Raw genomic sequence first — 14,844 nt, 5'->3', positions numbered from 1 at the left:
ACGACATTATATGACGTAAGCCTGTAACTATCAGCCTTTAACGTGCGGTTTTTGGTTATAATAAGGACATAGAGTTTGTAGATATTAAGGAAAGCATTTTGAGTCAATATAATGCGCAATCGTTAGAGATTTTAGAAGGCCTTGAGCCTGTCCGCCGCCGTCCTGGCATGTATACCGATACCACCCGTCCCAATCATTTAGCGCAAGAAGTCATCGATAACTCGGTTGATGAAGCGCTGGCGGGCTATGCCAAAACCATAAAAGTCAGGCTTCATGAGGATGGTTCGTTATCGGTCGAAGATGATGGCCGCGGTATGCCAACAGATATCCATCCTGAATTTGGTCAGTCGGGTATTGAAATTATCTTAACTCGCTTGCACGCTGGTGGTAAGTTTTCGACCTCAAACTATGAAGTGTCCGGCGGTTTGCACGGCGTTGGCATCTCTGTCGTCAATGCCTTGTCTACACGTGTGGAAGTGACGGTGTGGCGTGATAGTACTCAATTCGACATGGCATTTGAGAACGGTGCGCCAGTGACGCCATTGACCGAATCGGTCAGTCCAAACAAGCGCAAACGTGGTACTAGAGTACGGTTTTGGTCAGATAGTACCTTCTTTGATACGCCTAAATTCAATATCAAACAGCTCAAGCACACCTTAAAGGCCAAGGCGGTGTTGGCCGCTGGACTCACTATTGAGTTCACAGATGAGATCAATGATGAAAAGATTGTTTGGCAATTTACCGATGGGGTGGTTGAGTATCTAACCGAGCAATTAGATGGGCTTGAGACCCTACCGCCAGAGCCTTTTTATTATAATTATGAAGCGACAGGTAGCGAGCGCGCCGGCATCACCTTTGCACTGTCTTGGTTACCTGAGGGCGGCGTGCCCATTCAAGAGAGTTATGTCAATCTCATTCCAACCGCTCAAGGCGGCACCCACGTAAATGGGCTGCGTACGGGTATTTTAGAAGCGCTGCGTGAGTTTTGTGATATTCACAATCTATTGCCGCGTAACGTCAAGCTTACCGGTGAGGATGTCTGGGATGGGATTAATTATATCTTGTCGCTCAAATTCTCTGAGCCGCAGTTCTCAGGTCAGACCAAAGAGCGTCTCTCAAGCCGAGAAGCGGCAGGAGCAGTACAAACGCTTGCCAAAGATGCGTTTAGCTTATGGCTCAATCAACACGCAGATTTAGGCGCTCAGATTGCAGAATTAGCGATTAATAAAGCAGGACGCCGCCTAAAATCTGCTAAAAAAGTCGCACGTAAAAAAATCACTCAAGGTCCAGCGCTACCGGGCAAACTGGCCGACTGCCGAGGTGATCTGCGTGATGGGGCAGAGCTGTTTTTGGTAGAAGGCGACTCCGCTGGCGGTAGTGCTAAGCAAGCACGTGATCGTCACTATCAGGCGATACTGCCGCTACGTGGTAAGATTCTAAATACGTGGGAGGTCTCTTCAGATACCGTGCTCTCAAGCCAAGAGATTCATGATATCGCTATCGCTATCGGTGTCGATCCAGCATCAGATGACTTATCAGAGCTACGTTATGACAAGATATGTATCCTAGCCGATGCTGACTCTGATGGCTTGCACATTGCCACCTTGATCTGTGCACTGTTCGTCAAGCATTTTCCAGCACTTGTCGATGCAGGTCATCTGTTTGTTGCGATGCCGCCGCTTTACCGCGTCGATGTGGGTCGTGAGGTACATTACGCGTTAGATGAGTCTGAGCTTAAGCATATATTGGCGAGCGTGCAAGGTAACAAAAAAGCCCAGATTACCCGATTTAAGGGTCTAGGGGAGATGAGTGCTGAGCAGCTACGCGAGACAACAATGAACCGCGATACAAGGCGCTTGGTGCAATTAGATATGGACGATATGGCACTGACTAATAGCATTATGGATATGCTACTTGCCAAAAAACGCTCGTCTGATCGCAAGTCATGGCTTGAGGATAAAGGTAACTTGGCAGATATACCCGTTTAGTTTTGGCTGATATGCCGATTTAGCAATAGTCATTAGTCATATTAGAGCGAACTGCACAGCAACAAATATCTATAAAAGTCGGCTTATTTGGCTAAGTTTTCATAAGTTAATGGTATGATAAGGGTATCTTTTATTATGCGATGCCCCTATGAAATCTGAGACAATTGATAAATCAAAGCCCACAAAAACCAGCAGATTACCTAAGCTTAACAGAAAAGATTTAGGCGCTAAGATACCTAAACGCGGTAATAAGTTTACGCCAACGATTGCCTCAGTAATGGTAAAGGCTATGGGGTGGCGCAGCGTTGGCGAGATTCCGAACATCTCGCAAGCAGTGGTACTGGCATTGCCGCATACCTCTAATGTCGACGGTGTCTATGCTTTGCCCAATCTGTTTGCACTTGATCTAAAAATCAGCATCATGGGCAAACATACTTTATTCAAAGTACCTGTACTCTCGCAGCTGCTACGTTGGATGGGTATTATTCCTATTGATCGCGGTCAAAAAGGTTCGGTTTTGCAGGCGAGTATTGATAAATTTAAAAGTGGTGAGCCGCTATTTTTGGGGTTATCGCCTGAGGGTACACGCGACTATACCGATAAGTGGAAAACGGGATTTTATTATCTAGCAGTCGGCGCTAATGTGCCAATCTTGCCCGTAGCACTCGATTATAAGACTAAGGAAGTGCGGTTTTTGTCGCCCGTTTATCCTACTGGTGACATCGATGCTGATTTGCCAAAGATATATGAGCAGTACCGAGGGGTGGTGCCGCGATATCCTAAGCGCTTATCTAAGCCGCTACAGGATATGAACAATAAAGAGCCTGAATAATAAAAAAATAGATAGCACCGAGCGGCGCTATCTATTTTTGTTTTACAGTGACAAATAACTCTAGGATAAGTAATTTTAATTAAAAGTGCGGTTGTCCATTAGAGGCACTCACGCCGCCATCGACAGGCAAGTTAACGCCAGTAATCATTAAAGCATCATCACTTGCCAAAAAGGTAATGGCTCCTGCAATATCTTCAGGCGTCACAAAACGTCCTAGAGGACAGCGCGCTAGGAACTTATCCACCTTTTCTTGATCCTCTCGCATGTCTTTAGTCATACTGGTTTTGGTCGCAGTAGGGTTGACCGCGTTAACACGGACGCCGTCTGCACCATGATCGAGCGCTAAGGTACGCGTAAGATTGGTCACGCCTGCCTTAGCTGCATTGTAAGCCGCCATATTCCAGTCGCCACCGATACCAGATAGCGATGAGACGTTGACGATATTGCCTTTGGTTTTGATTAAGTGTGGCAGGGCAGCTTGGCAAACATAAAAAGTGCCATTTAAATTGACGTCCATAGCCGATTGCCAGTCCTCGGCGGATAAGTCTATGATTTTGCCCTGCATGCCTTTGCCTGCATTGTTTACGACGATATCTAAGTGCTCAAACTTGTCTATAACGCGCTTAATCATCTCCTGTACTTGACCTTGGTCGCTAATATCGCAAACGACAACCATATAATTGTCTGAATGAATCCACGTTTTGTCCTGTGGAAATTCGCCTGCGGTCTCCTCCAAAGTCTCAGCAGTACGCCCTACTAGCACAACATTAGCGCCTTCATTGGCAAAACGGATAGCGGTTGCACGCCCCATGCCTGAACCTGCACCAGTGACGATCACGGTTTTTTCTTTAAAACGTTTCATAATTTTGAATCCTTGTTATTATAAGTGGTAAGTGCGCCGTAGATATAACTGAACACGGCTAAAATAATTGACAGAACATCAGTTTGTTTGTAGCTATTTTAGTCATCATAACAACTCATCGCTATGAAAGCGATTGTGTATAATTATTCTTATGTATAGTATTTTTTATCGTACTAGAGAATAAGATTGCACTTATGCTGTTTATTTAAAGATTATTTTGATTTACCAATGAAAGGGTCAGATTTTGTCTAAAACCCCAAAGAGCACGCCACCTTTTTTAGCAAAAGATTTAGCCTGCTACTTATCAGTACGGCCTGTTGAGGTTGCGCTTCCAGTACCACTAGGTACAAATAGCGCACAGCATCATGCCACTTTATACCGCTATCAGTTGCCTTTGGGTGGGATTAATATATTAGCATTCACCCTTTACTTGCCAGCTCACAGTAGTCGTAGCGTCATAGAAAGCGAGCGCATGGCTATGATTAAGGGAGCGTTGGCATGGCATAAACTGTTTTTGACACAGAATGCTGAGGATTTAAAAAGTCACAATCTATTAACCTTTGATATTCAGCTCCACAATCATAACGATCTAAGTCAAGCGTTTAGTCTTTTAGATATACAAAATGCTCAAAGCCGCGCTTTTGAGCACAGCTTTGGCGCGCGCTACTTCATGGAGGATCTGGTCGTTGATATGAGCGAAAACGTTCAGCAGCTACAGGTTTTTAGTCGACAGGACTGGCACGCTATACTTACAGCAGTACAGACGCCTTGTGAGTTATGGCGGTTTTTGGAGTATCATTTAGCGTATTTGCAGCGCTCAGCGCTTGACGACGGTGTAGACTTTGATTCAGAGCAAGAGGTGCTCGATGCCTTTATGAGTGATGATGTGTTATTCACTCAAGCCATCACTATCGACAATGCTTTGATGAATTATAAGATGCAAGATAAGCCCAATTCTGCACTGATTACGATGAAGCTTGCGCAAAAAAGCAAAAGCAAAACATCGCCTATGTATCAGCGTCATATGCAACAGGCATCAACTCTATGGTCGCAGCTGATTGCACAGATGATGACGACCGTCGATACCAAGCAGCAGGCGGATAAAAGAGGCTATCGTAAGGAGCCAAGATCGATACAGTGGCAGAAGCAATTGCTCGATGAGTCACTGTTCTCTCGTCATGAGCTCGTTCGTACTATATACAAGCACCCCAAACAAGAACACGCTTTGCAGCAAAGTGGCTACGTGGTGCATCAGCACTCTTATGAGCACTTGGGTCGACATTATGTTTTGGTATTCTACGGTCAAGTAAAGGGCGCTCAGCAAAGTAAGGCAGTTATTCAGCCTAAGCTTAGCGATATCGCGCAGGAGGTAGCAACGCGCTTACCGCTTGCAGAGTTGCATCATGTAATCGTAATGGGCATCGACTTTATTACAGATCAAGATGATACCTTTATCGATATCGATCTATGGATTCAACCTATAGATGCGACGACTCAAAAAGAGCGGCAACTCACTAAACAAATTCAGCAGCTAAAACCACAAACCTCTAGGCTAAAAGAGGACAGTCAGCAAACAAGTAACCCTCAAGTCACTAGCGAAATCCGAGCTAAGAGTGCACAGGTATCTAGCGCTCCAAAGCACAAGAATATAGAAAAAGGGAAGTTTAAAAAACTGCCTAGTATGCAATTAAACTTGTCAATTCCTGCGCGCAAAGACAAGCCTTAGATAGTCTCAACTTTGCTAAGTCCTATAAGTTTAAACTCAAACAGTAGCCATAAAAAAAGACAGCCTAGGCTGTCTTTTTGGTGCTTAAGAGTAATCTAGCTTATTTGTTGTCATTATTTAGATCGTTGTTTAGACCTTGATCAGACAACAAGTTTGAGCGGGTGTTGCTTTCGACATCAGTAGTGTCAACAGACTCAGACCCAAGCTTACTCGTATCGACAGTATCTGTACTAAAGTCGTTCGTAGTAGTATTTGTGGTTGTAGGCGTAGTGGCAGTTACCGAAGTATTGGTAGTATCAGCAGTAGCAGCGCTTGGCGTGTTTTCGCGTACCGCGTCCGCAACTTTGTCCTGCGTGCTGCTATTAGGCGTCACAGCAGATTTTGCTTTTGCTTTGTCACTTTCTTTGTCCATCTTGTCCTGCATCTTACGTAAGAAGCGAGCGGCGGCTTCTTGACCACCAAGACCGAATGAAAGGGCAAAGGCTACAGCAACAGCGCCTAGTGTTAGACCAAATGCTAGGTTAACGATAGAATCTGCAATACCCATAGCTTTTAGACCCATGGCTAATACTAAGCCCATGATCAATACGCGTACGATATTCGCTAAGAACTGCGATCCTTGCTCAGAGCGCTCAACGACACCGGCGATGATATTGGCAAGCCAAAAACCGATGAATAGGATGATCGCGCCCAAGATGATGTTCGCACCAAATGCGATAAACATCGTGATGATCGCTGAGATAGGCTCAAAACCTAATAAGTCAGCTGCCGCAACTGCCGCAAATAACATCGCAAAGAAGATAATGGCATAGCCTACGACGTCAGATACTCGCTTGTCGCCCATCGTCTCTTGTAGACCGACTTTGGCTGGCAATTGATTGATCTGCGTGTTTTCTATTAAGCCTTTGATGATGTTAGCGACCATGCGAATAACATAGAAAGTCACAATCAAGATTGCCGCTGCCATAAAGATATTTGGCAAAGCTTCCATGATTTTGTTCAGCATGTTGGTTGCTGGACGAGCGATAACGTCAATTTTTAGCGCGTTTAGAGCGGCAATTGTCGTTGGAATAATAACGATTAAAAAGGCTAAAGAACCTGCGATATTAGGCAGACTGTTCTCTTCGCTCAAACCTGCTCTTGAGGCTAATTTTTGCACATCAAAAGTAGAGACAAGGTTAGTGACGATGCCGCGTACGACTTTGGCGATGATATAACCGACAACAAAGACAACCGCTGCAATTAAGATATTAGGGATAAAGCTAAAGATCTTATCGACCATGTTAGTGAGCGGTGCAAATAGACCATCAAGCTCTAATTGACCTAGAACCATTGTCAAAACGATAAGTAGGATGAACCAATAAACCATATCAGCAATCGTGCTGCTCATAGGTTTTACGCCAGCTTGAGCACTTAAACGCTCATCCATTGACGTCTTAGACAGTCCAGTATTGATAGCGGTACGTACTACAGTAGCAATGACCCAACCAATCACACCAACGGCGATAGCAGCGATGAGGTTTGGAATAAACGAGAGCACTTGACCGACCATATTAGCGAACGGTGCTGATACTGAATTGAGGTTTAACTGATTTAATGCCGCTGATATCGCGATAATAAAGATAAACCAAAAGACAATCTTGGAGACTATGCCTTCTATATCGTAGGTTTTACCTGTTGAGGTGTTCATACGTTGATTGACATTGACCTTTGCTAACACACCGCGCACTACTGCTGCGATACCTAAAGCAACAAGCCAGCCAATGATAAAGATAAGAATAGCGCCGATGATAGAACCGATAGGTCCACCAAGATAGCCATTAAAAGATGTAAACGTTGGGTTCATCCTGTCCTCCTTTAAACTTCACATATGAGTAGCAGAATAAAAGTCATGATATTGAAGGATGTAAACTCAAAACAATCACTTTTATAATGAAAACACATACGGACAGTTATAATAAATAGTATTTTAATTGGCATTATTCGTTGAATAATTAAGTCGCTAACTAGCTATTAAAGGCACTAAAAATAGGTGGTATATCATTCAAAATAAAGACCATATATTATCAGTAGTTTAATAAAAAGTTACCAAGAGTTACTTATCTTCTTAACCAAATTAGCTTAGCTGATATAATCGTGAATATAAAGACAGAAAGCTTAACCTGCCACTATATTTGTGTGATAAGTTGTTATGTTTATAGTAAATACTTACATAGACTGTACATTGCACCGATAATTTTGCGCTAAACATGGCTCACAAAACCAAGATTTGCTATGATATCGTCACTGTGACATCTTGCCACTATTCTTCCAATTGAGAGCAATTTATGAAAAAAATCACTACCTTAAGCATCAGTGCCCTTGCCAGCGCTATGGTATTAGTTGGCTGTAGCACTAATAACGGTAATCAAGAAGCAGCGGCGCAAAGCGTGGCTATCACTGAGCAAAGTACGGCTAATGAAAAAGTTGGCTACAGCTTAGGATTTATGATGGCTGAAGGCAACAAAGAAGCCGTTGATGATCTAAACCTAGATACCTTTGAGATGGGTTTTCGTGATGGTTACGACGGCAAAGAGTCGGCTCTAACCCAAGAGCAAATGCAAGAAGTGCTCATGACGTATCAAAAAGAGCAAGAAGAGAAGTTTGTTCAAGACATGCAAACTCAAGCGGTTGAAAACAAAGCTGCAGGCGAAGCCTTTTTGACAGCCAATGCTGCAAAAGAGGGCGTGATGACCACGGATAGTGGTTTGCAATATAAAGTGCTAGAGGCAGGAACGGGTCAATCGCCAAAAGCGACAGACGTGGTTGAAGTAAACTACGAAGGCAAATTGATCGATGGTACGGTATTTGACAGCTCATATGAGCGCGGCGAATCTGTTGAATTCCCACTCAATCAAGTGATCGCTGGCTGGACTGAGGGCTTGCAACTAATGAAAGAGGGCGGTAAATACGAGTTTTATATCCCAGGTGATATCGCTTATGGCGAAGCGGGTAACGCAGGTATTGAGCCTAACAGCACCCTTATCTTTGTCGTTGAACTCATAGATGTTAAGTAATATAAACACCTTATAAACAAGAAGCCCTTCAATATTTGAAGGGCTTTTTTGTTGCTAGGTATTATTAAGCTAAGCGCTATTAAAATAAGCCTATAGCGTTTTTTGGAATACCTTTGAGTTGCGACCATTGTGATACTGCTCTAAGCGTTCCTTGGGCAGGGCATCAGCATCAACCTCTTCAAAGCCTTGCTCTACAAACCAGTGCGCGGTACGTGTGGTTAATACAAACAGTTTATGGAGACCATGACTACGCGCTTGCTGCTCCAAAAATGCCAGCAAATCAGCGCCGCGGCTCCCATTGCGGTATTCAGAATGCACCGCAACGCAAGCAACCTCGGCTGAGTCTTTACTTAAAGGGTAAAGGGCGGCGCAACCTAAAACCATGCCGTCACGCTCGATCACGCTGTAGTTGTCGATCTCTTGTTCTAAGCGCTCACGTGATCGGCTAACCAAGATACCTTGTTCCTCAAGTGGCGCTAGTAGCTCAGTGAGACCGATGACATCATCGATAGTCGCACGGCGAATCTCCTCGTAAGGATCATGGCTGATAAGCGTACCTGAGCCGTCACGGGTAAATAACTCTTCTAACAAAGCGCCGTTTTTGGCATAAGAGATGATATGGGTGCGATGTACCCCTTGGCGGCAGGCTTTGCTGGCGCAGTGCAAAAAGTAGCACAGCTCTTGGTTCAAATCGCGATCGCGTAAAAAGCGATCTACTTCATTAGGAATCATCTCGCTTAGCAGGCGATCATCATCGTTGATACCTGCCTCAGCACCTAGCAGTATCAGCTTGTCCGCACCGAGGGCAACGGCTGCACTGAGAGCGACGTCCTCAGCCAATAGATTGAACACCTCACCGGTCGCTGAATAACCCATCGAACCCAAAATAACAATATGATCGTGAAGCAAATTGTTTTTGATAGCTTCTATATCGATTGAGCGCACTTCACCTGTCATCTGATAATCTACGCCGTCGCGTACCCCATAAGGGCGGGCGGTGACGAAGTTACCTGAGACGGCATCGATACGAGAGCCATACATAGGCGAGTTGGCAAGGCCCATAGACAGCTGCGCTTCAATCTGTAAGCGAATCGCGCCTACAGCTTGCAAGATAGAGGGCATCGCCTCACGCGGGGTGACGCGGATATCTTGATGCAAAGGAGAGGTAATACCGACTTCTTTGAGGTTCTTCTCAATTTGTGGACGTGCGCCGTGCACGAGTACCAGCTTAATACCTAAGCTGTGGAGCAAAGCGAAGTCATGAATAAGGGTGCTAAAATTGGGATGACGAACCGCCTCGCCGCCAAACATAATAACGAAAGTCTTGCCGCGATGGGTATTAATGTAGGGCGCAGAGTTACGAAACCAATGGACGTATTCAGGATTAATCTGTGGCATAGCGCTAGTAGTCATAATAGGAGCAGTCTAAAGAGGAAAAAGGGGTGACAAAAAGGGTTTGCCTGCAAAGATTTACCATAGCAAAAAACACCGTTATGAGCTATCTTTTTATTTGAATAGAATCAAGGGGCATTTATAGTGGAAAAGCTATATACACAACCTCAACACGGGGTTAGTATACCTACAAATACTTTTTGCTATGCTAAGCGCTATTGCACCAACACGACTCAAGAATAATCACGACTCAAGATTAATCTCGGCTACGATTTACTGACCTCGTTTTATCGATACATTAATTAGGGATAATGAACCTCATGAAAAAAATCAACTCTCTTGCCAATCCATTTACCGCTTGGAGCGGTCATCGCTTATTTCACGTCGTCGCAGGTACGCTTATCGGTGTGATGGCAGTCACTCAAGCTTCGGCGATGCTACCGACGCCTGAGCAGACTGTTGACAATCCAGCGATGATGCAGCCTAGCACCTCAAGCGTGCAAGCGGTCAATACGACAGTGACCGCAGCGCTCGTCGGCGTGGATGCCAATGGACAAGAAACTTTGATACCTGTCGATGCCAATACCCGCTTGCAATCTGGCAACATCTTAGAATATCAGGGTTATTTTACTAATAATAATGCAGATCGCGTGCGCAAGATGACAGTTACCATGAGTATCCCTGAGCAAGTAGAAATGATACGTGTGGTCGCGCCTGAGTTCCCGTATGGTAGTGTCGATGGCAATACGTTTGCTCGTATGCCGCTGCGCTCACGAGTCAATAATCAGCTGGTAGAGGTTGCACCAAAATACTATAAAGCAGTACGCTGGGATATCGAAGATGTGGGTCTCAATGACACAGTAATGGTTAAGTACCGCGCTAAAGTTAAATAGATAAATTAGCGCTACGACAGAAAACACGATGATAAAAAGCACGGCAGTTTATATCTGTCGTGCTTTTTTGTGCTTAGCCGTTTTTGTTTATATTGATAACATCAAAGGGCCGTATATTTGCTCTTGGTTTTATCTTTAATGAATACTTTGATGGCATCAATTTGCGCCGTGGTAGCCTGCTCGCCTGCATCGATTAAAGCGCGGCGTTGACTGGTATCAAGCGAGCTAATATGACCGACTTTTGGGGTGATGATAATATCGGCGCGCTCGCGTTCACTGACCATAGCGGTTCGACTGCTCGAGGTGGCGGTACTACGCGCAAAGGTGTTCTCAAGTAAGCCCCAAAAGCTACTTAGAGAAGTAATAGTAGGTATTCTATCAGTAGCGCTCGTGCGCGCTTTGCTATCAGCAGCGGTAACGTCGACGGCGATGACGATATCCGCGCCTAAGTCGCGCGCGCTATCAACGGGTACTAAACTGACTACGCCGCCATCGATGTATTTTTTGCCGACGCGTTCAGGAATGCGCGGTGCGATGAATATATTGGGCACACTACTTGACGCTTGTACTGCAAGGCCGGCATCACCTGTAGTAAATACCGTTTTCTTTAGCGTATGTTTTTCAGCGGCGACTGCTGCAAATCGAATAGGGAAGTTCTCTATAGTGCGCCCTTCAGCTTTAGCATTAATAAAGTTTCTCAGCTTTATCCCTTCAATAAACCCCTGATTTGACCAAGTAAAATCAGTCAAGTCGCTATCAGAGGTAGTCAGTGCTAGCTGCTCTAATTGCGCGGCACTATAACCGCTTGCGTACAAGCTACCGATGACGCTGCCGATACTCGTACCGACGATAAGGGTCGGCGTAATGCCATTCTCCTCCAGCACTTTTATCACTCCAACATGAGCAAAGCCTTTAGCGCCGCCGCCGCCCAAAACCAGCGCCACGCTTGGTGGTTCTACGATCGCAGCTGGCATAGTTGCAGCTGGCGTCATACTGTTACAGGCACTCATGAGGACAGTGAGCGCTATCAGCAGACTAGGCTGCATAGCTAAGCGAAAAGCTCTTAGCTTGCTAGATTGGCTATGCTTGGCAAACATAAAAATACCCTATAATTATCGTTATAATTAGCTTAGCATAATCAAACGCGTTGTCCGTTATAATAACCTACAGTATGAGACTTAATTAGGACTTTTGATGCCCTCTGCCTCTATCACATTAGATTTTTCGATACCAGAATCGTCACTCGATATGCCTGTGACCGCGCTGGCGGGTGTCGGTCCAAAAGTCGCCGAGCAGCTTGAGCAATTAGGTATCAAGCGCATATTTGATCTCTTGCTACATCTGCCGCGTGATTATGAGGATCGTAGCCGACTGGTGCCGATAGGTGAGCTGGCGCATGGGCAGTCAGCCCTAATTACAGGGCGCGTAGTCCATGTCGATAATAAGCGTAGTGGCATGACCGTAATCATTGATGATGACAGCGGCACCGTATCATTGCGATTTTTTAAGGTGTACCCTGGGCTACTTCAAACTATGAGCCTTGGTACACGGCTGCAACTGTTTGGGGAGATCAAGGTTAATCGCTATGGCAAGCAGATGCATCATCCTGAGTACCAAGTGATGAGCGCCGCCGGCACACTAATCAATACAGGTCTGCAACCCATTTATCCAACGGTAAAAGGTCTGCATCAAAATAAACTGCGCACGCTGATTAAACTGGCGCTACAAACCGTACGCACGCAAGCGCTACCGATGACGCTGTTCACGCAAGCGGACTTTGAGACGGTCGCCGATATGCCGCTTGTGCCGTTTGATCCCAAATCGCAACCTGTCGTCATTGAGGATGAGCCTAAGGATATATTCTCAGAGCTTGCGCGTAGTGTGCCTGATAAGACCAGCACAAGCGGTGTGCACAAAGCCAGTCCAGTACCTTATGACCATACGAGTCATGAGCAGCTAGCATCAAATGACAAAACGGCTACAGCCGAGACGGCGCACGAAATGAACAGCGTCTATCATTTAACGATATTTGAAGCACTAGTTCTCTTGCATACGCCGCCCACTTATACGGATGCCCCTCAGCAGTATCGCCTATTGACTCAGCTCACGGCGCGTACGCACGCCGCCTGCCAGCGCCTAATTATCGAAGAGCTCACCGCTCATCAGCTGAGTCTACTGTATCGTCGTCAGCAATTGCATAAGCATAAAGCGCCAAAATGTGCCACTACCAGTCCACTGACGGACAAGTTATTTGGTGCTCTGCCGTTTGATCTGACGGGCGCGCAAAAACGGGTGATGACTGACATCGTCGCTGATATGGCTATATCGATTCCTATGCTTAGGCTTGTGCAAGGGGACGTTGGCGCAGGTAAGACTTTGGTCGCGGCAGGGGCAGCAGGCTATGCGCTTGATAGTGGCTGGCAGGTCGCGGTCATGGCACCGACTGAGATATTAGCCGAGCAGCATTTGGCGAATTTTAAGGCGTGGTTTGAGCCACTAGGCGTGGGTGTTGGCTGGCTTGCAGGTAAGCAAACAGCCAAACAGCGCCGCGAGGCTTTAGAAGCGGTAGCGGATAATACCGTACAAATCGTCGTCGGCACGCATGCGCTGTTTCAAGATACGGTTGAGTTTGCCAAATTGGGACTCGTCATCATCGATGAGCAGCACCGCTTTGGTGTGGAGCAGCGTATGGCGTTGACCAATAAAGGCGTGGCGAATAGTACGCCCCATCAGCTGATTATGACCGCAACGCCGATTCCGCGGACGCTAGCGATGAGTGTCTACGGCGATATGGATACCTCCATTATCGATGAGCTGCCACCGGGACGTACGCCTATCACTACTGTGACGATAGATCGTAATCGCCGTGATGATGTTATCGAGCGTATTGCAATCAACTGTAGCGAGGGTCGTCAAGCCTACTGGGTGTGCTCATTAGTAGAAGAGTCTAGTGTGTTAGACGCGCAAGCTGCCGAGGCCACTTATGAGGATCTAAACGAGCGCTTAAACATCCGTATTGGTCTGGTGCATGGCAAAATGAAATCCGCTGACAAACAAGCCATTATGCATGAGTTCAAAGCAGGCAATCTGGATTTGCTCATTGCCACTACCGTTATCGAAGTCGGGGTCGATGTGCCCAATGCTTCACTCATGGTCATCGAAAATGCCGAGCGTTTGGGCTTATCACAGTTGCACCAATTGCGCGGGCGGGTCGGGCGCGGCTCGACCAAAAGTTACTGTGTGTTGCTATATCAAAAGCCATTGTCGGAAACAGGTACAGAACGCCTAAACGTGCTGCGCGATAGTACCGATGGTTTTGTCATTGCGCAAAAAGACTTGGAGCTGCGTGGTCCTGGTGAGCTACTCGGAAAACGCCAAACGGGAAACATTGGCTACTATCTTGCCGATCTGATTCGGGATGAAGAGCTGTTTGCTATTGCGCAGCGTTTGGCTAAACATCTCATAGCGGACTCTACGCGCAAAGCGGATGTGAGCCAACTTATTCACCGCTGGATGCCAGAGGCTAGTCGCTATACCAATGCTTAAGTGTATTGATGCTAAAGGATATCGATGCTTAAGGATATCAACTGCCTAAAGCTTAGCATCAATAAAAAAAGAGGACAGCCAATGCTATCCTCTTTTTTTATTTATATAAATCTTAAAGGCTAAAAACCTTACTTGTCTTTTTTGACCTTTTTTTGTTTCTTTTCAGGTTTTTCTTTTTTGGCCTTTTTAAGGTCTTTTTTGAGATCTTTAATATTTTTCTTTTGCGTTTTGATTTCAGCTTGAGCGTCTTTAATCGCCTGTTTTACCGCTTTTACTTTTTCTTTATTAGCCATGATGGGCTCCTTTTTGTTTGTTGTAGGGACTAGTGCATCAGCATCTAGGTATCGGTGCAGCGTTAATACTGTCTATAGTCGATACTAAATAAAACAGATACGTCGTATTATGGCGCGAGATTGAAATAATTTCTTCTTGCGTACTGTGCCTACGCCGCTCGATGCTGCAAAAAAACCATTTCAATCTCGCTGTATCGGTTTTATATTGAACTGATTATAGTCAGCATCTTCATTGATGATTACCATGATGTTATTG

General features: G+C 45.6%; 11 protein-coding genes. 6 read left to right on the top strand and 5 right to left on the bottom strand.

Annotated elements, in window-relative coordinates:
- The first annotated feature begins 98 nt into the window (after positions 1-98).
- Together parE and ACR64J_RS12110 are read left to right on the top strand one after the other, a co-directional pair.
- The gene (gene parE / locus ACR64J_RS12115) at positions 99-1,988 is read left to right on the top strand and encodes a DNA topoisomerase IV subunit B (protein ID WP_435949874.1); all 1,890 of its coding nucleotides are present in this window, start codon (positions 99-101) and stop codon (positions 1,986-1,988) included.
- A gap of 148 nt (positions 1,989-2,136) precedes the next feature.
- The gene (locus ACR64J_RS12110; RefSeq protein ID WP_435949873.1) at positions 2,137-2,820 is read left to right on the top strand and encodes a lysophospholipid acyltransferase family protein; all 684 of its coding nucleotides are present in this window, start codon (positions 2,137-2,139) and stop codon (positions 2,818-2,820) included.
- Positions 2,821-2,899: 79 nt separating this feature from the next.
- Here ACR64J_RS12110 and ACR64J_RS12105 read toward each other — a convergent pair whose 3' ends face one another.
- Complete coding sequence (locus ACR64J_RS12105; protein WP_317200782.1) at positions 2,900-3,682, bottom strand: SDR family oxidoreductase; 783 nt, start codon at positions 3,680-3,682, stop codon at positions 2,900-2,902.
- A 244-nt stretch (positions 3,683-3,926) separates the two neighbouring features.
- Between ACR64J_RS12105 and ACR64J_RS12100 the strand changes: the two genes are divergently transcribed.
- Complete coding sequence (locus ACR64J_RS12100; protein WP_435949872.1) at positions 3,927-5,408, top strand: hypothetical protein; 1,482 nt, start codon at positions 3,927-3,929, stop codon at positions 5,406-5,408.
- A 100-nt stretch (positions 5,409-5,508) separates the two neighbouring features.
- On the opposite strand, the gene ACR64J_RS12095 is transcribed toward ACR64J_RS12100, so the two are convergent.
- Entirely contained in the window at positions 5,509-7,254 is a 1,746-nt protein-coding gene (locus ACR64J_RS12095) for a mechanosensitive ion channel (protein WP_435949871.1), read from the bottom strand.
- Positions 7,255-7,735: 481 nt separating this feature from the next.
- On the opposite strand from ACR64J_RS12095, the gene ACR64J_RS12090 reads away from it, so the two are divergent.
- Positions 7,736-8,464 (top strand): FKBP-type peptidyl-prolyl cis-trans isomerase, encoded by a 729-nt coding sequence (locus tag ACR64J_RS12090; RefSeq protein ID WP_317200785.1) that lies wholly within the window; start codon positions 7,736-7,738, stop codon positions 8,462-8,464.
- Between the two features lie 90 nt (positions 8,465-8,554).
- On the opposite strand, the gene argA is transcribed toward ACR64J_RS12090, so the two are convergent.
- A complete protein-coding gene (argA, locus tag ACR64J_RS12085) occupies positions 8,555-9,877 on the bottom strand; it encodes an amino-acid N-acetyltransferase (protein ID WP_317200786.1) in 1,323 nt (440 codons plus the stop codon).
- 299 nt (positions 9,878-10,176) lie between these two features.
- Between argA and ACR64J_RS12080 the strand changes: the two genes are divergently transcribed.
- Entirely contained in the window at positions 10,177-10,749 is a 573-nt protein-coding gene (locus ACR64J_RS12080) for a hypothetical protein (protein ID WP_435949870.1), read from the top strand.
- 101 nt (positions 10,750-10,850) lie between these two features.
- Here ACR64J_RS12080 and ACR64J_RS12075 read toward each other — a convergent pair whose 3' ends face one another.
- Entirely contained in the window at positions 10,851-11,846 is a 996-nt protein-coding gene (locus ACR64J_RS12075; protein ID WP_435949869.1) for a patatin-like phospholipase family protein, read from the bottom strand.
- A gap of 97 nt (positions 11,847-11,943) precedes the next feature.
- Here ACR64J_RS12075 and recG point away from each other — a divergent pair, with 97 nt between their 5' ends.
- Positions 11,944-14,295, top strand: a complete 2,352-nt coding sequence (gene recG / locus ACR64J_RS12070; protein WP_435949868.1) for an ATP-dependent DNA helicase RecG — start codon at positions 11,944-11,946, stop codon at positions 14,293-14,295.
- Positions 14,296-14,423: 128 nt separating this feature from the next.
- On the opposite strand, the gene ACR64J_RS12065 is transcribed toward recG, so the two are convergent.
- Positions 14,424-14,588, bottom strand: coding sequence for a hypothetical protein (locus tag ACR64J_RS12065; RefSeq protein WP_435949867.1), 165 nt, complete (start codon positions 14,586-14,588; stop codon positions 14,424-14,426).
- Positions 14,589-14,844: the final 256 nt, after the last annotated feature.

It is taken from the genome of Psychrobacter sp. DM8 (assembly GCF_051307025.1).
Lineage (GTDB): Bacteria > Pseudomonadota > Gammaproteobacteria > Pseudomonadales > Moraxellaceae > Psychrobacter.
Note: the sequence above shows the minus strand (reverse complement) of the source record. Positions and strands in the feature narration are given on the sequence as shown.